Source organism: Legionella donaldsonii (assembly GCF_900452385.1).
GTDB classification, from domain to species: Bacteria; Pseudomonadota; Gammaproteobacteria; order Legionellales; family Legionellaceae; genus Tatlockia; species Tatlockia donaldsonii.
Map to the genome: position 1 here is coordinate 2,282,615 of NZ_UGOA01000001.1, position 18,014 is coordinate 2,300,628.

The window sequence follows — 18,014 nt, forward strand, 5'->3', positions numbered from 1 at the left end:
TTTTAAATTCTATATAGAAGCTATTATTGATTTTGCTGTTCAGCAGGCTTGTTAGCATCGCTAGGTGTAGTTGTATCCGTTGTACCGGCTGGCTGGGTTTGCTCTACAGTAGTTGCAGCATTGTCTTCTGCTTTTTTCTCTGCTTTATCACCGCAAGCAGACAGTAAAACTGCTAAACATGCAGTAACTGCCAGAAGGGCTAAACGTTTCATAATCATTCTCCGTTGTTGATCGTTAGGAATATTTCCCTATCTAGTCTAACAAAAATTTACCTTAAGTGAAGAACTTACATCTCATTAATGTAAAATTTACCTTTATAAGGATAAAACACAATTTTACAAGCTAATTTTATGCCATTATTCAGGCGTGCTAAATACCCAATTACCGTAGGTGCGGTGAAATTATGTAGCTTCTTGTTCTAAATATAGACATCATCTTTGTTGCCCAGTAAAGTTGACTTTCATGACAAAGAGTTATGCTATGATTCTTCTTTTTACAGCACCGGTTTCATCTGTTTCACTCGACTACGATACTGATACGGTCCATAAGCAAGCAGGTAGCCATTTCAATAAAGGACGTCATAATTCATGAAAAAATATCGGAGTATCCTTGCCTGCATTATTGGGAATGCCCTGGAATGGTATGAATTTAGTTTGTTTGCTTATTTGTCGCCTGTTATTGCAAGCTTGTTCTTCCCTGATAATAATCCTGCCACGAGTTTACTGGCCACGATGCTGGTCTTTGCTGCAGGATTTATTGTGCGTCCCCTGGGCTCTATTGTTTTAGGGCATTTAGGCGATCGCTATGGGCGTGCCAAAACCCTTAAGTTTACTATTTTACTCATGTCCATTGCTTCCATCTTAACCGGTTTTCTCCCAACTTATAAACAAGCAGGATTATTGGCTCCCCTCTTATTAATTATTTGCCGTTTACTACAAGGATTTTGTATCGGTGGAGAATTTGCCGGCTCAATGATTTATCTTTCGGAGTCAGCACAAGGTAAACATCGTGCCTTGGTTAGCAGTATGACTAATAATGGTTCCAATATTGGCGTATTGGCCGCTATTCTAGCCTGTACTACTCTCACTGCCTTTATTGGTAACGACGCCCTAGCAAGTTATGGCTGGCGTATTCTTTTTATTTCTGGCGGAGTAATGGGAATTTTAGGATTGTGGTTAAGACGCGACCTGTCGGAATCAGAGACTTTTCTACAGTTACAGCAAAACATTCGTGAAAAATATTTGCCTGTTAAATATGTACTTACTAAACAATATCGCTCCATGTTTCACATTATTTTATTATTATTTATTAGTGCCTGCGGCAGTTATACTCTCATGGGCTATCTCTCCACCTATTTACATGAATTTTTGCAAGTCCCGCTTAATCAAGCTTATCAAATGCAGACCTTGTTTATTGTTCTTTCTTTATTATTTGTGCCGGTGTTTGCTCATATTTCTGACAAAGTTGGTAGAAAAAATATTTTAGTTTTTTCAACACTTGGCTATTTAATTTGCGCTATTCCAAGTTTTTGGGTTTTACAAACGATTTCCGCTTGGTGGGTGTTGCTACCTTTAGTTATTTTTTATAGCGCGGAACAGGCTGTCACACCGGTAGTAATGGCAGAAATGTTTTCGGGTAAAGGACGTTATACGGGAATTTCCATGGCCTACAATATCTCCATGGCTTTAGTAGGCGGCTTTTCCCCGGCCATTAATACCTGGCTTATTAATCGCTTTAATACAATGATGATTGCCTATTACGTGGTCTTTTGCGCACTGGTTTCCTTAGTTGTTATCGTAAAATACTTACCAAAACACTATGGCATTGAAAAGAATTTAGCTGCCATTTAGAGAAATCCTCTTCTCGCCCTGAAATCAACATTTGGAACCAGCCTGTCAGAGAGTATTACCAAGCTCTTTCTCAGGCCTAACCCGTTCACCAAGACACAAGGCCATGAATAAGAGAAAGAAATAGCCTGATCCTGAATAAAACAATAAAGAATCGGAGAGATTACCGAGCAAAAAAGGTATCAGCATGGCAAAAGCAATAGCTCTTGTTGTATTAAGCTGCCAACTGGCTCGAATTAAACTAACAAACAGGAACAATAAAGCAGCAAAACCCACGATCCCAAATTCCGCAGCAACCAACCAATATTGATTATGAGGCTCTAACAATTTAGGCCCCCAGGCTGGTACTGGTTTCTCAGTTCTAAAATAATAAGTAAAGCTCCCGGTGCCATTACCAAATACTGGATGTTGATTAAAAAGCTTGTGCGCAAAATCATGAAACTGTAACCGATAACCCACTGCGGAGTTTTTATCATTGTTTTGGTAGCGATTTAATTCTTTGGCAATCGAATTAACATGCTCGTTGATTAAAGGGTATTTAAAGTAAGCTAATGTAAATGCCGAGCTGATCAACAGAATACCTGCTATAGCCTGGCGCCAAGAGCAGAGTTGTAAAACTAAAATACCCATCATCAATAGATAAACGACGTAGCCTGTACGACCAATATTGATAAAAAGCTCTTGATAGCTGTAGATCGCTGCCAGTAAAACGTAGGCAATACGCCCCTTTAAACCTTGATGACGGTAGGCTAGCAGCAGCGAGAGATAAGTTGCAAAAGCAACCATAAAACCAGTAATAATATGGTTGCGAAACACATTATCAGGATCAATAGCAAGCGATTGCAAAAAACCATGAAACTTTAAGATAGAAAGCGCACAGGTAATAAAAATAGCGCATAGGAATGCATGCAAACCAGTTTTTCTCGTTTTAGCATCACGAAAGCCAACCACTAACAATGGCAAGTAAAGCAATTTGCTGTATTTTTCTACGACAAAAAATCTTTCTGAAAAATTAGCCGGGCTCCAGAAGCAAGCCAGTAGAGCGATTCCGAATAAAATTAAGGCAGCCTTGCACCAAGGTTTTGCAAAAAGACCAGCCAACTCTGAGCGATAAGAAGGCGATAGTAGAATGGCCACTACCGACAAAGCCATACCAATACTCTTTCCACTGGAACTCATCGGTAAAAGAAAGAGTGTTGTGACCAGCAAGAAAGGAACAGCACGATGCAAAGAAAATTTTTGTGAAAAACTGAGTGTTGTTTCCATACGATTAATTATCTCTTATTGTCTTGGGTAATTTTTCGAACTGAGCATCACGGTAAAGCTGTTTGATACCACGATAGAAAGTCCCCTGCGCATTAAAAACAGCAAATAAAAATCCGGCTTTGCCATCTAAAAAACCCCGTTGTAAAAAATAACAACGGAAAAACATCCATCCTGTTCCTAATAACGTTTTGCCAAAACTCGGCGATTTCCTTGCTTCGATCTTTATTTTGGCACTATAAGACGAATAACGATTGATTTTGTAGAGGGCATGACTAACATCCTGAAAAGAGTTGTGCATAATTCCCTGCTTTATTCGACTGATTCTTGCTGTTGCCGGAAGCAGTACTTTTTCATGCACAATATCCTCACTATAACGAGCGCCAACTCGCTTAAAAAGACGCACATGTCGTTTAGGACTGGAGGAAAAACGCAAGGGCTGACCATAGAAACTCATACAGATGGGTATGCGATAAGCATCTGCTGCATCGCTGTTAATGGCTGCAATGATTGTCTCTTTAAGTCCTGCATCCACCCATTCATCGGCATCAAGATTTAATACCCAATCACCCGTGGCATAAGCAAGTGCCCGCTGTTTTTGTACGCCATAACCTTGCCAATCGGTGCAATACACTTTTTTAGTATATTCTTCGGCAATGGCAACTGTATTATCGCTACTACCCGAATCAAGAACGACAATTTCATCAGCCCATTGCACGGATTCCAAACAACGTCTAATGTTTGCTTCTTCATTTTTAGCGATGATAATGACACTGAGCATGTATGATTAACTAGCCAGAACTCGATAATGGCAATATTTTAACTGGATAACGGCATAAATGTAAGTAATTTGCAACAGGAAACAGGCTTAATGGCCAATGCGTATTAGAAATCTCAAGTAAAAATAACGCCCTATTACTATTAAATGTCACCATTGATCGGGACGTCTCGAATTCTCTAATGGAGAATAGTTTGCCCATTTGAATAGAGATTATTTTACAAATTCTTAGGTAACTTTTGCAAAAATCTCTTGATTCTTTTTCATTTAAAATAAGAATTTAAAAAAGGAAAGGGGCTAATATATAGGGAAAAAATCCTGTCACTAAAACCATCAACCAGTACAAATCTACTCGTTTCCCTTTCATTACAGGAATATACCTATTACGTTGATTCAGATCACCCATCATGATAAGGACTTTTATATATCTGTTGGAAAAATGGGTGTAGTTCTATCATCACTTGCTCATCAAACAATGGATGCTTTATAAAATAACCCCGTCTATTTGCAAATTAGCCAGCCTTATTTTTTCTGCTTTCACCAGCAAATCCCAACCAAAGTGGCCTTGCAAAAAACCGATGACCTCTTCAAAGTTAGGTATTTTCAATCAATTGGATAATATTATCGCCCACTTAGTAAGGATCTGAAAAATGGTACCACTTGTTAACTTTCGGTAATACGACTATAAAATCTCATTGTCCAAAAATTACAATCCTTAAGTTCGCTGCGCCCACTAAAAACAAAAAGGCACTGCATGCTAAGCATGAGTGCCTTGAATAGGGAGAACAGGTAGAATCAACAGACACCTTCACGGTGATCATGACTATCAAAATGAAGCTTGCCATCTTTTACTTGCAAGGTGACATGACCTCCATTCGCCAACTTACCAAACAGTAATTCGTCAGCAAGTGGTTTCTTCACATTTTCCTGGATTAAACGCGCCATTGGTCGCGCCCCCATGGTTTTATCGTAGCCATGTTCAATCAGCCAATCTCGAGCTGATTTATCAACCTTAAAGGTTACGCCTTTATTGCTTAATTGCTCATCAAGCTCCATGATAAATTTATCGACAACTAAACCAATCGTCATCTGATCAAGCGGCGCAAAATTAATGATAGCGTCTAATCGGTTTCTAAATTCAGGGCTAAATTGTCGTTTAATAACCTCTAATCCATCATTGCTGTTATCCTGCAAAGAAAAACCAATGGCGTTTCTGCTGATTTCATAGGCCCCGGCGTTAGAAGTCATCACGAGTATCACATGACGAAAATCGGCTTGCCGCCCATTCGTATCTGTCAAAGTGCCATGGTCCATAATCTGCAGCAACAAATTAAAGACATCGGGATGTGCTTTTTCAATTTCATCAAGCAATAACACTGCATGAGGGTTCTTAGTCACAGCTTCCGTCAATAACCCGCCTTGATCATAACCGACATAGCCTGGAGGAGCGCCAATCAGGCGTGAAACCGTGTGTTTTTCCATGTATTCAGACATGTCGAAACGCAACAGCTCAATACCCAAAACATTGGCTAACTGCTTAGTGACTTCTGTTTTACCGACGCCTGTTGGTCCGGCAAAGAGGAAGCAACCGACTGGTTTTTGTGGTTCACGCAGACCGGAGCGAGCCAGTTTAATTGCAGAAGCAAGTGCGGTTATTGCATTATCTTGGCCATAAACTAACAGTTTTAAATCCCGTTCCAAATTGCGTAACGTATCTTTGTCTCGAGCAGAAACTTTCTTAACCGGTATGCGAGCAATATTGGCTACTACACTTTCAATTTCTGTCACAGAGATTATTTTTTTGCGTTTTGTCGCCGTTAACAGATTTTGATATGCACCTGCCTCATCAACCACATCGATCGCTTTATCAGGCAAGAAACGATCATTAATGTACTTCGCTGATAATTCAGCAGCAGCCTTCAGTGCGGGAATAGAAAACTTAACGCCGTGATGATCTTCAAGGCGTCCTTTTAATCCCTTCAGAATTTCAAAGGTTTCATCAATACTTGGTTCTGTAATATCAATCTTCTGAAAACGTCTGGCAAGCGCTCTGTCTTTTTCAAAAATCCCACGATATTCCTGATAGGTCGTTGAACCAATACATTTCAATTCGCCATTAGCCAGTAAAGGTTTAATAAGGTTAGAAGCATCCATTACCCCTCCAGATGCCGCACCTGCACCAATGATGGTATGGATTTCATCAATAAATAATACGGCCCCATCCTGCTGACTTAATTGTTTTAAAACAGCTTTTAAACGTTTTTCAAAATCACCACGATACTTGGTACCAGCCAATAAGGCTCCTAAATCCAGTGAGTACACAACACAGTTACTAATTGCCTCTGGGACTTCCCCATCAACGATACGCCGCGCCAGCCCTTCCGCTATAGCTGTTTTACCCACGCCTGCTTCACCTACCAATAAGGGATTGTTTTTACGGCGACGGCATAAAACCTGGATAGTGCGTTGAATTTCTTCGTGGCGCCCAATAAGGGGGTCGATTTTACCCATTCTGGCGCGCTTATTGAGATTCATGCAATAACTTTCAAGCGGGGACTCACTACCTTCTCCGCCTAATCCTTCATCATCCATCGGGGAATTCATACTGTCATTCATATCATTGTTATGATATTTAGAAACACCATGGGAGATATAATTAATGACGTCTAAACGCGTTATATTTTCACGGCGCAAAAAATAAACAGCCTGGCTTTCCTGCTCACTAAATATGGCTGCAAGGACATTAGCTCCAGTCACTTCGGTTTTACCTGCAGACTGAACATGAAACACTGCCCGTTGTAGCACCCGCTGAAAACCGAGTGTAGGTTGAGTTTCTCGATCTAGCTCATCCTCTGGAATCCTAGGGGTGGTTTCGTCAATGAACTCAAGCAAATCACGTCGTAACGAATCAATGTTGGCATCACAAGCCTGTAACACATTACCAGCTGCTGGATTATCAAGCAATGAGAGCAACAAATGCTCTACCGTCATGAACTCGTGACGTTTCTCTTTGGCTTCCTTAAAGGCTAGATTTAAGGTGAATTCAAGTTCTTTGTTTAACATTTTATTGCTCCTCTCTCCAGCCACTACCAGTTTTCGGGTTCCATGGTACATAACAAGGGATGCTGGTTGCTTCTAGCATGGTCGTTTACTAGAGCGACCTTGGTTTCTGCTATATCCCTGGTAAAAACACCACAAACTCCCTTTCCTAAAATATGAACCTGTAACATCACCTGTGTCGCCAATTCCTCATTTAAGTGAAAGAACCGCTTCAATACATCTACAACGAACTCCATCGGCGTGTAATCATCGTTAAGCAGTATAACCCTATACTTCTTCGGCTGTCTGACCGCCGGTAAGGCTTCTGACTCCGCCTTTTTGCGCTCAATTATTTCCTCTAAAGACCATCCGCTCATGACATACACCCTTTATTAATTTTATAGACTTACAATGCACTTTTGGCCAGTAAAAAGATGATTTAATTATTGAAAAAATTAAACCTTGCGGCAATCAACAACATCTTGATTAGATAGCATTCATACTGGTTATTATGAATAGTATAAAAAATACTCTCACTGTTAATCTGTAAAATGGCAGTTGAGCTCTTAATGCTGCCAATATACCCTAAATTTATTTGTATCCAAAAGTCCTTTTTTGGACGTAAAACGCCCCTTTTCAGGGGCGTCGTTTTATTCGTTATAAATTTGATTTATAACTATCCAATTTAGAATATTACTTTATTTACATATGGTTAATCATCGCTTCAGCAAATCCGGAGCAACTTACACAGGTAGCGCCTTGCATTAAGCGCTCAAAATCATAAGTAACCGTTTTTGCTTCAATTGCCCCTTCCATTCCTTTGATAATTAGATCAGCCGCTTCAACCCAACCTAAATGGCGAAGCATCATTTCAGCCGATAAAATCAATGAACCGGGGTTTACTTTATCTTGACCCGCATATTTAGGCGCTGTTCCGTGAGTTGCTTCAAAGACAGCCACCTCATCACCAATATTAGCTCCAGGCGCAATTCCAATACCACCAACCTGTGCTGCAAGCGCATCAGAAATATAATCACCGTTTAAGTTCAGGGTAGCAATAACGCTATAATCTTCTGGTCTTAACAAAATTTGTTGCAAAAAAGCATCCGCAATGACGTCTTTAATTATGATGGGTTTACCTGTTTTAGGATTGGTTAATTCCATCCAGGGCCCACCCTGATATTCTTTTGCTCCGAAACTCTCGCGGGCAACTTGATAACCCCAATCCTTGAATGCCCCCTCGGTAAATTTCATGATATTACCTTTGTGAACCAAGGTGACAGAATCACGCTGATTATCAATCGCATATTGAATAGCAGCTTTGACCAAACGCGCCGTACCTTCCTGAGAAACTGGTTTAATTCCTATACCGCAATTCTCGGGAAAACGAATTTTCTTCACGCCCATTTCTTTTTGCAGAAAATGAATAACTTTTTTCGCTTCAGCTGAGTTGGCTTGCCATTCTATACCCGCATAAATATCTTCTGCATTCTCGCGGAAAATAACCATGTTGGTTTTCCAAGGCTCTCTGACTGGGCTTGGTGTACCATTAAAATAACGGACTGGACGTAAACAAGTATAGAGATCAAGTTCCTGGCGAATGGCAACATTCAATGAGCGAATTCCACCACCGACTGGCGTAGTCAAAGGACCTTTAATAGAAACAACGAATTTTCTTATGGCATCTAGCGTTTCTTTGGGTAGCCATTGATCTCCACCATAGACTTTTGTTGCCTTCTCACCGGCATAAACTTCCATCCAGGCAATTTTCTTTTTATCACCATACGCTTTTGCCACTGCAGCATCAACGACCCGTATCATCGCTGGAGTCACGTCCACGCCAATACCATCTCCCTCAATAAACGGAATAATAGGAAATTGAGGTACTTTCAAGGATAAATCAGCAGCAACAGTAATAGCTTGTCCCTGAGCTGGAACATGGATTTTTTCGTAGGTCATTGATAACTCCGTCTGGGTTAAAGACATTAATCATAGCACGCTCAAACTCTTTGTCCCAAATGCATTTCTTCTCCTCTTTAAACTAAAAACAGGTATGGCTTCACAATTGAATATAAGGACACTTAGTGGCCGATATACACTACCCTTTCTGAATTAAGTCTGCCTTGAAGAAGCCCTGAATGGGCCTAGGGGTGTTTACTAGTGATTACCTCAACTCAATGCTCAGGCAAGCGTTGGGAGATAGCAAGAATGTTGAAAAGGATTTGAAATTTGGTAATCCATCTCATTGCACTGGGTATAACCACTCATGATCAAACAGCAATTGGCTCGGTCGCTAAGCTGAAGACCCAGCGACCGATAACTCGATGAGTTAGACATTGGCTATGTATTTTAGACCAATATAAGGACCTGATGCTGAAAAATCACTTTCAATACCTCTGAATACAGCCCCAATGTTATTTTGCGCATTAAAATAATTAAACCACATATAACCTGCATCCAAAATTAAATCGCCTTGCGCCATAGTATAAGTGTAATCAGCCCCTACTTTGGCTTCCAGTTCTGGAACCATGGCAGTCTTTGAACCTTCGGTTAAACATATGCCACAGTTGAATTTGCTAGTTCCAACTAATATCGCTGTTGCAGCCTTCGCGTAAACTCCCAGACCATTTCCAAAAACGTAGTTCAGATCCAGGCCAGTACGGGGGCCAAATCCATTAAATGTAGCGGACGATTGCGAAATAAATACGCTGCTGTTATAAACGTGTGCACGAGTTTGAATTCGCGCATATTGTACGCCGCCATGAAACCGTATTTTCTTATTTGCACTAAAATCAACAAATTGGCCTAACTCACCATTAACAGCATCCCACTTACTGTTAATAGACAAATAATTACCGCTTGCGAATGAAGCCCCTGGTGTGAAATTATTATCGTTGTCGAAGTGGTACCAGTTTACATTGATGTCATTGCCTGTATTGAAATGGTAGGATCCTTCCAGTTTGAAGCCCCAATCCCAATCCGGGTCGAAATCAGTAAACCTTGTAGCAGAATCAGTAGTGTTTGAGCCATAGTAACCAAAATCAGCATCATAGACTGGTTGCAAATAAAGAGCGCTTATACCAATATCCCATGCAGTTCTCTCACAAGGAACAGTAACATTACCTGGGATACAAACAGGTCCCATAGTACCAGCAAATACTGCACTACTTCCTAAAGCAAGTATACTTAGAGCTGTTTTTTTCAAACTAAACATCCTTTGTCTCCACTTAAAATTATTGGGTATTCATTCATTGATAAATCTGCTTGGGAGTTACCAAGAGCATGCTCTCTATCAGTCAGTAAGCGAAGCATGCAATGCTTCGAGTATCCTTTTTGAATATATATAAGTCAAGATTTTATCATTAAAAAAATTTAATGATTACCAACATGCAGGCATAAAACCTACCAAGTGTATTATGATATGATTCAGCATTATAGGCTACGTAAGAGTTACTTTTCTATTGCAAGCAACATGAGTGAAATTTTACTATTCAATAAACCTTTTGGGGTTCTAAGCCAATTCACCGGCGACATACATGAACAAACGCTGGCTCACTATATTAATAAACCGAATTTTTATGCAGCAGGGCGTTTGGATAAAAATAGCGAAGGGCTTTTGCTTCTTACTCATCAGGGTAAATTGCAACATCGGCTCAGTCATCCTGACGCCAACAAAGAGAAATATTATTGGGTTCAGGTAGAGGGGATACCACAAGAACAAGACCTCTTCCCCATTAGGCAAGGCTTAGTAATCAGAGAAACACGGTTTTTGCCAGCTAAAGTAACATTAATCGATGAGCCTCCACTATGGCCAAGGAATCCACCTGTGCGTTTTCGTAAAACCGTACCAACCAGTTGGTTAGAGATCGTGTTGCGGGAAGGTAAAAATCATCAAATCCGTCGAATGACAGCAGCGATTGGTTTTCCAACATTACGATTAGTCCGACATCGCATTGCTGATTGGTCACTAGGCAATTTGCAACCAGGTGAGTACCGTTTATTACCTATCAATTCCAAAACTGGTAAATTATTGCAAGGGCCTATTCGGTAAGAAACGTTTTTAACTCCAAAAAAGAAAAAACCTCTTGAGAATAAATAGTCACTCCCTGTTGAATCAAACTCAACAAGCATTCGACGTAGTATTTATCAAATAAAATGCCTGCTGTTGAATTTAAATAACTAATTGCTTCTTTAATTGTACGAGCAGCTCGATAAGGTCTATTTATGACCATGGCGTCCCAAACGTCGGCTATCGCAACTATTTTGGCTAACTCATTAATCTCTTCTTTCTTTAATCCCTTAGGATAGCCAGAGCCATCCAACCGCTCATGATGTTGGGATACAATCACCTCAATGTCCCAAGGACAGACAATCTTATTTACGATCTCACTGCCTTTATTCACATGCTGCTTTAAAACTTCATATTCATAAGTTTCTAGTTGGCGAGGAGTTACTAAATAGTCCATAGGCACATAAATTTTTCCCACATCATGGATAAGAGCCCCTAAATACAAGGTAGCCAAAAGATTAATCTCTGAGAGATCCGCTTTTTTGGCAATATGCAAGGCAATCGAGGCGGTTCGCTTCTGATGCCCTGCTGTATAAAGATCACGTGTCTCAACTACCTCTGCAAGTGCTCTAATCGCATTAAAGAATGAATTTGCTAAAGTTTCTTTATCAAGCTCAATTTGCTCTTCCAATCTTAAAAAGGTAGTTATCTCCTCAAAGTAAATCATATAGATCGTTTTTTGTGCAATAATTTTGGTGACGGGTACAACTCTAACGATAAACGTTTTCTTGTTTAAATTAATGACTCCTTTTATTTCTTTATGAGACTTAACTGCCGCTTTAAAATAATCTGGAACCTGATTAATCTTTGGAAAAACATGCCAAAATTTCAACCCAGTTGCATCCATATTTACCAATCTGTAATAAGAAGGATTGGCATAAAGGATTGAGGCTTGTACATCACAAAGAAGCACCGGATTTTCTAATAACGAAAGAACATGCGACATTGCATCAAAGAGAACGAAGTCTTTTTTATGAGCAGGCATACCTTGATCCTGAAAGTTATTTTTCTTTAATAAAAACGCCATTAAAGAATTTTATTAATTAATTTCTAGTATAGAATTAATTGAAAGAATACAAGGCAGATCTAATTCAGGTACAGTCCGTTTGGCAGGACCATCCACCTCCCAAAGCTTTAATAAGTAATACACTGGCTACCTGGCGGCGAGTACGAATATCCACCGAATTCAGTTCTGCTTGTAAGGCGGTGTTTTCATTGACAACGACATCCAGATAATTAGTGAGTCCACCTTTATATCGATCGATTGCTTGGACCAAGGCACGTTTTGCTGCAGCCGTGGCGGCGGTTTGACTTCGGTTTTCTTGATCAAGACGGCGTATGGCAACTAGATTATCTTCTACCTCCTGGAAAGCAGTAAGCACAGTTTGCCGGTAAGAAGCGACTGTTTCGTGATAACTCGCTTTTGCAGAGTTCAATAAACCACGCAATTTGCCACCATCAAATAATACCAAGTTTGCCAAAGGCTTTACTAAAGCTAATCCACTAATGGGTCCAAGCGACCAAAATAGACTGGGCTGATCAAATAGGTTTGCTAGGGTTTGACTTTCAACACCAGCTATTGAACTAAAATTAATTTGCGGGTAAAAAGCTGCACAAGCAACACCTATCTCAAAATTTGCCGCTTGCACGCGTTGTTCTGCAGCAGCAATATCGGGCCTGCGTTCTAAAAGTGAAGAAGGTAATTCAGGCGCAATAGAAACCAGATTCATTCGTGTTTTTGCAGGGGGCATTTTAAAATTAGCTGGTATTTCACCCACTAATACTGCAATGGCATGTTCAAGTTGAGCACGCCGCAATCGCATTTCCGTTGCTGCAGTTCTGGCATTTTCCAGTTGCGTAATGGCTTGATCAACATCGGCTATCGGTGCAGCCCCTCCATCATAACGTTTACGAGTTATGTATAAACCTTTTTCATAAGCCGCTACTGTCGCATCCAATACCCGTTGGCTAGCTTCATCCCCCCGCAAAGCAAAATAATCCATAGCCAATTCTGCATGCATGCTAAGAGAGGTAGCAGCAAGATCAGCGGTGCTGGCTCGTAACTGACTCTCACTAGCAGCCACTGAATTCCGCACCCGCCCCCACAAATCGATCTCATAAGAGACATCCACACCCGCTAAAAAATCACTAAAGGAATTATTTGTACTTGGGTTAGCAATATTCCTCGATTTTTGTTGCCTGTCCGCATTTCCTACCCCAAGCAAGGTAGGATAATAAGCAGAACGTGCAACCTGTGCTGCGGCACGCGCGTTTTGAAAACGAGAAAAGGCAACTTTCAAATTTTGGTTTGTACAAGTCACTTTTTCTTCGAGTTCATTTAACACTGGATCATTAAACATTAACCACCAACGCGTACCTTTAGCAGTAGGAGTATATCCCTTAGCCTTTTTCCACTCCTTTGTTTCTTTGTATTCAACAGGAATAGGCATCGGGGGGCGCTGATATCGGGGTGCAAACGAGCAAGCAGCCAATAATAACGAAAATAAAATCAGAGTCATTAGTCTTTTCATTTTGGGGCTGGCTCTTGTGGTGTTTCATTGTCTTTGGATGCTATTTTCACCTCTTGCCCGGCTATAAGAGCATCTGGTGGATTTAAAATAACTAGCTCTCCAACTTGAAGACCGGTATTAACCTCGACTTCAGTACCAAAATCACGACTTACAGTGATTGGGCGTAAATCCACTTTATTATTCTTATTAACTACAGCCACTTGTAAGCCTTGGGCACGAAAGATAAGTGTATTCACTGGTAAACGAATAAGTTTTGACGAAAGGGGCATATTGAAATGGACTTCCGTATATCCACCAGGCAGTAATTCATCCTTGGGATTATCCGCCCAGAATTGAGCAAGCAAAGTCAGGGAATCAACATTAATCGCATCCGCTGTTTTGTACAGTTTGGCTGGAAATTTTTTCCCGGGATGTTCAGTGAAATATAAACTTACTTCCATGTTGGGTTTAACATTATTCACATAGGTTTGTGGAATTTGCACATATACACGTATAGGATTCGATTGCACAATATGAAATAAAGAAAAAACATTAGTACCACTACCTGCATTAATGAGTGAACCAATATCAATATTGCGGAAACTAATCGTACCATCAAAAGGTGCAATGACTCGCTCATAACTCACTAGATCACGCAATCTATCGCGGTTGGCTTGCGCGGATTTCATAATTGCTGTCGTCGCTTTTAGATTGCTAACTTTCTCATCAGTTTCCTGTTTGGAGACAGAATCTGATTTTAATAAATGGAGCCAGCGTTTTGCTGTAATATCAGCCAAATCTTTATTGGCAATCGCGGTGTGTAAATCAGCTTCAGCTTGGTGTAACTGGGCATTGACTTCCGGTGCTTCAATGATAGCAAGTAAATCACCCTCTTTCACTTTACTACCAATGTCAACATACCAGTCTTTAATATAACCATTTGTACGCGCGTAAATTGTTGCTTCATGCCAGGCTTCAACCTTACCTGGTAAAATAATTTCCTCCGTCAAAGGACCTGGCTTAGTAGTAAGAGTCGCCACAATCGGTACTGCATTCGCATTGGTTTCTACACGCAACGCCATCTTAGCCTGCACACGAAAAAAAATAATAACAAAGGCAAGCAATAAAATAAGACAAACAATAATAATAACCCGACGCGACGTGTGAGACGCCATCGGCAATTGGCTTTCGTCAGACATGCTTTTCCCCTTGCTCTTTTTTATGCTTGCGGCTATGAATCAGGCAAAAAATCGTAGGAACAAAAAATAAGGTGGCAATTGTTGCAAATGACAAGCCGCCAATAACAGCACGTCCTAACGGGGCATTTTGCTCACCGCCATCCCCCATGCCAAGTGCCATAGGAAACATACCAATAATCATCGCCGAAGCAGTCATTAATACCGGTCGTATGCGGGATTTTCCCGCTTCAAGAGCAGAGGTAAACGGATCATGGCCTTCTTTCATATGATCCCGCGCAAAACTAATCACTAAAATACCGTTTGCAGTGGCTACCCCCATACACATGATAGCCCCCGTTAAAGCGGGAACACTAAGCGTAGTATGAGTAAGGAATAACATCCACACAATACCGGCAAGTGCAGCTGGTAAAGCGGTAATAATAATGAACGGATCTAGCCATGATTGGAAATTAATCACGATAAGTAAATAAACGAGAAGAATAGAAAAAATAAGTCCCAGATAGAGGCCCGTAAACGCTTCATCCTTGGTTTGTATCTGCCCCCGAACAACGACAGAAGACCCCTTTGGCACATCCTTTTTGGTATCTTTGACAATTTTATTGATAGCCTTTGAAACAGAACCCAGATCGGTATCTTGTATAGAAGCAAAAATATCAATCACAGGCTGAACGTTGTAGTGAGAAACAACAACGGGTTCCATAGTGCGTTTTGCATGCATCATCGCACCCAGAATCTGTGGATCTGTATCTTTTGCAGCATTGGCAACAGTAATATTACCCAAAGCCTGTAATGAATTCATATAATACTGTGGTGTTTGAGTGGCCACGGGATAAGAAACATGATTCTTTGGGTTAACCCAAAAGGTCGGTGAGGTTTGAAAACTTCCTGAAAGAGTAATCAACAAATTATTGGCAATATCGAATTGACTATACCCCAACTCACGTGCACGACTGCGATTTGACTCGACTAGAAAACCAGGGTAGTTAAAGGCTTGCCTCAGATGGGCATCTACTACGCCAGGGACATGTTTCAAACGCTCTAATACTTTAGAGGCGTAACGAATATTTTCCTCCTGCTTTAAACCAATGACTTGAATATCAATCGCTGAAGGTAAGCCAAAGTTAAGCGTTTGGTTGACAATATCCGCTGGCAAAAAGGAAAACGTGACTCCTGGAAATTTTTTCTGGAGCAACGGCCTTAAATCACGAATATAATCCTCTGTTGGTTTATGATTCTCCTGCAGCGCAATCAAAATATCAGCATCACTAGCCCCATTGGTCGCTGAGTTACTGTAGGATAAATTGATACCACTGACAGGTAAACCAATGTTGCCAACGATACTAAATAATTCTTCTTCGGGAACAAGTTCGCGCACAACATGACCAATTTCTCCTGCCAAGCGAGCAGTTTCCTCTACCCTTGTCCCGGTAGGAGCCTGAAAATGTAATTTAATTTGTCCAGCATCCACGCTGGGGAAAAAATTAGAACCAAGCCAGGGCGCTAAAAGAGCTATTGATACTAAAATAAACCCCAGGAAACTGAGAATAAAAACCTTTCTGTTGTCTAACGCTTTTGTTAACAGCGTAAGATAACGTTGGCGAAAACGTTCAAACCATCTTTCAAATCCAGCGTGAAAACGCTGAAAACGGCTAAGACTATCTGGATCATGGATAGGCTCATGTTTTTTTAACAAGTATTTGGCCATCGTCGCAACAAGAGTACGTGACAAAATATAAGACGCTAACATGGCGAAAATAACAGCTTCTGCTAAAGGAGCAAATAGATACTGTGCTACTCCACCCAGATAAAACATAGGCACGAAAACAATACAAATACAAAGTGTTGAAACCAGTGCCGGAATAGCGATTTGTTCCGCACCATCCAGAATGGCCTGTTCCACCTCTTTACCTTGTTCTAAATTCCAATTGATATTTTCAATGGCTACAGTCGCATCATCGACTAAAATTCCCACTGCAAGGGCTAAACCACCCAGGGTCATAATATTGATTGTCTCCCCCAAGGCAGACAAGATCGTTAGCGAAGCCAAGATAGACAGAGGAATAGAAAGTGCGATAATAAAAGTACTTCGCCAACTACCAAGAACAATTAAAATCATCAAGCCTGTTAAACAGGCTGCAATAAGCCCCTCCCTAATAACCCCATCAATGGCAGCAAGAACAAAGATTGATTGATCGCCAAAAGTAGACAAATTCAAGGCTGCAGGCATCATATCTTTTACGACAGGTAACAGGGCTTTCACTCGGCTTACAATGTTAAGGGTCGATGCATTCCCTGTTTTTTGCACGGACATCATCACGGCCCGTTTTCCATTAACAGTAATAATATTGGTTTGCGGGGGGAAACCATCACGAACATGAGCAACATCGCGAATATAAAGCACACCACCGTGCGGTAATGCTTTCACGGGAAAATTATTAAACTCATCCGCTGTTAAAGGACTGGCATTAAGTTTGACTAAATATTCATACAGGCCAATCTTCTCTGTGCCAGCAGGTAAAATTAAATTCTGTGTATTAATCACTGCACTAATATCTTGTGCCGAAACACCATAGGTTTGCATTTTTTCCGGCTGAAGATCGACTTGTACCTGACGTATTTTCCCACCATAAGGGAAAGGCAATGCGGCGCCCTGTACTGTGGCAAGCTGCGTTCGAATAAAATTATTACCTAAATCGTATAAATCTTGCTCGGGTAAAGTTTGGCTAGTTAAAATTAATTGCAGTACAGGGACTGTTGCAGCATTGTAACTTAATACCAGAGGGGGTGTTTGGCCAGGTGGTAATTGCTTTAACAAGGTTTGTGCAATCGCTGTTACCTGACTTAAGGCAACAGCAATATCGACGTCATTATGGAAAAAAAGTTTTGTCACACTGACGCCAAGCAACGATTCGGATTCTATATGTTCGATGTCATTAACCGTTGTTGTTGCTGCCCGTTCAAAAATGCTGGTGATTAAATCAGACATCTGTTGGGGTGGCATACCACTGAAACCCCATACCACACTGACCACCGGGATATCAATATCTGGAAAAATATCGGTTGGGGTGCGTAATATGGCCAATGGCCCAATAATCAATAACATTAATGCCAAGACGACGAAAGTATAAGGTCGAGATAAGGCAATCCGCACAAGCCACATAGCAATCCATGCCAAAGGATTTAATGATTTTCAGTATAACAATGTAAAATACTTAGATCTATCTTAAGAGGATATTGATTTAAAAAATAAATTTTCCAGATCTAACAAGAGCTGGTTGACATTTTTGCTGGGTAAATGAGCATCGAAAG

At 40.7% G+C, this 18,014-nt stretch carries 14 protein-coding genes; 3 read left to right on the forward strand and 11 right to left on the reverse strand.

Annotated features, from left to right (window positions below):
• Positions 1 to 23: 23 nt before the first annotated feature.
• On the reverse strand, positions 24 to 212 hold the full coding sequence (locus DYC89_RS10345; protein WP_115221714.1) for a hypothetical protein: 189 nt from the start codon (positions 210 to 212) through the stop codon (positions 24 to 26).
• Positions 213 to 462: 250 nt separating this feature from the next.
• On the opposite strand from DYC89_RS10345, the gene DYC89_RS16850 reads away from it, so the two are divergent.
• Together DYC89_RS16850 and DYC89_RS10350 are read left to right on the forward strand one after the other, a co-directional pair.
• Positions 463 to 591, forward strand: a complete 129-nt coding sequence (locus tag DYC89_RS16850; RefSeq protein WP_281271383.1) for a hypothetical protein — start codon at positions 463 to 465, stop codon at positions 589 to 591.
• Positions 588 to 1,850 (forward strand): MFS transporter, encoded by a 1,263-nt coding sequence (locus DYC89_RS10350; protein ID WP_115221715.1) that lies wholly within the window; start codon positions 588 to 590, stop codon positions 1,848 to 1,850. Before DYC89_RS16850 ends, DYC89_RS10350 begins: the two co-directional genes overlap by 4 nt.
• 45 nt (positions 1,851 to 1,895) lie before the next feature.
• On the opposite strand, the gene DYC89_RS10355 is transcribed toward DYC89_RS10350, so the two are convergent.
• From DYC89_RS10355 to DYC89_RS10380, 6 genes are all read right to left on the reverse strand, one after another.
• Positions 1,896 to 3,113: an O-antigen ligase family protein gene (locus DYC89_RS10355; RefSeq protein WP_115221716.1), complete on the reverse strand. Its 1,218-nt coding sequence runs from the start codon at positions 3,111 to 3,113 to the stop codon at positions 1,896 to 1,898.
• 4 nt (positions 3,114 to 3,117) lie between these two features.
• On the reverse strand, positions 3,118 to 3,891 hold the full coding sequence (locus DYC89_RS10360; protein WP_115221717.1) for a glycosyltransferase family 2 protein: 774 nt from the start codon (positions 3,889 to 3,891) through the stop codon (positions 3,118 to 3,120).
• A 792-nt stretch (positions 3,892 to 4,683) separates the two neighbouring features.
• Positions 4,684 to 6,951 (reverse strand): ATP-dependent Clp protease ATP-binding subunit ClpA, encoded by a 2,268-nt coding sequence (gene clpA, locus DYC89_RS10365; RefSeq protein WP_115221718.1) that lies wholly within the window; start codon positions 6,949 to 6,951, stop codon positions 4,684 to 4,686.
• 23 nt (positions 6,952 to 6,974) lie between these two features.
• Complete coding sequence (gene clpS, locus DYC89_RS10370) at positions 6,975 to 7,304, reverse strand: ATP-dependent Clp protease adapter ClpS (RefSeq protein ID WP_019216488.1); 330 nt, start codon at positions 7,302 to 7,304, stop codon at positions 6,975 to 6,977.
• 325 nt (positions 7,305 to 7,629) lie between these two features.
• The gene (icd, locus tag DYC89_RS10375) at positions 7,630 to 8,886 is read right to left on the reverse strand and encodes an NADP-dependent isocitrate dehydrogenase (RefSeq protein ID WP_115221719.1); all 1,257 of its coding nucleotides are present in this window, start codon (positions 8,884 to 8,886) and stop codon (positions 7,630 to 7,632) included.
• Between the two features lie 370 nt (positions 8,887 to 9,256).
• Positions 9,257 to 10,141 (reverse strand): Lpg1974 family pore-forming outer membrane protein, encoded by an 885-nt coding sequence (locus tag DYC89_RS10380; protein WP_115221720.1) that lies wholly within the window; start codon positions 10,139 to 10,141, stop codon positions 9,257 to 9,259.
• A 258-nt stretch (positions 10,142 to 10,399) separates the two neighbouring features.
• Between DYC89_RS10380 and DYC89_RS10385 the strand changes: the two genes are divergently transcribed.
• Positions 10,400 to 10,978, forward strand: coding sequence for a pseudouridine synthase (locus tag DYC89_RS10385; RefSeq protein ID WP_115221721.1), 579 nt, complete (start codon positions 10,400 to 10,402; stop codon positions 10,976 to 10,978).
• On the opposite strand, the gene DYC89_RS10390 is transcribed toward DYC89_RS10385, so the two are convergent.
• From DYC89_RS10390 to DYC89_RS10405, 4 genes are all read right to left on the reverse strand, one after another.
• Entirely contained in the window at positions 10,968 to 11,981 is a 1,014-nt protein-coding gene (locus DYC89_RS10390; RefSeq protein ID WP_181879377.1) for an HD domain-containing phosphohydrolase, read from the reverse strand. The genes DYC89_RS10385 and DYC89_RS10390 overlap by 11 nt on opposite strands.
• Before the next feature lie 106 nt (positions 11,982 to 12,087).
• Positions 12,088 to 13,515: an efflux transporter outer membrane subunit gene (locus tag DYC89_RS10395; protein WP_245953980.1), complete on the reverse strand. Its 1,428-nt coding sequence runs from the start codon at positions 13,513 to 13,515 to the stop codon at positions 12,088 to 12,090.
• Positions 13,516 to 13,523: 8 nt separating this feature from the next.
• Positions 13,524 to 14,705, reverse strand: a complete 1,182-nt coding sequence (locus tag DYC89_RS10400; protein ID WP_115221724.1) for an efflux RND transporter periplasmic adaptor subunit — start codon at positions 14,703 to 14,705, stop codon at positions 13,524 to 13,526.
• Positions 14,698 to 17,865, reverse strand: a complete 3,168-nt coding sequence (locus DYC89_RS10405) for an efflux RND transporter permease subunit (RefSeq protein ID WP_115221725.1) — start codon at positions 17,863 to 17,865, stop codon at positions 14,698 to 14,700. The genes DYC89_RS10400 and DYC89_RS10405 overlap by 8 nt, the downstream gene beginning before the upstream one ends.
• Positions 17,866 to 18,014: the final 149 nt, after the last annotated feature.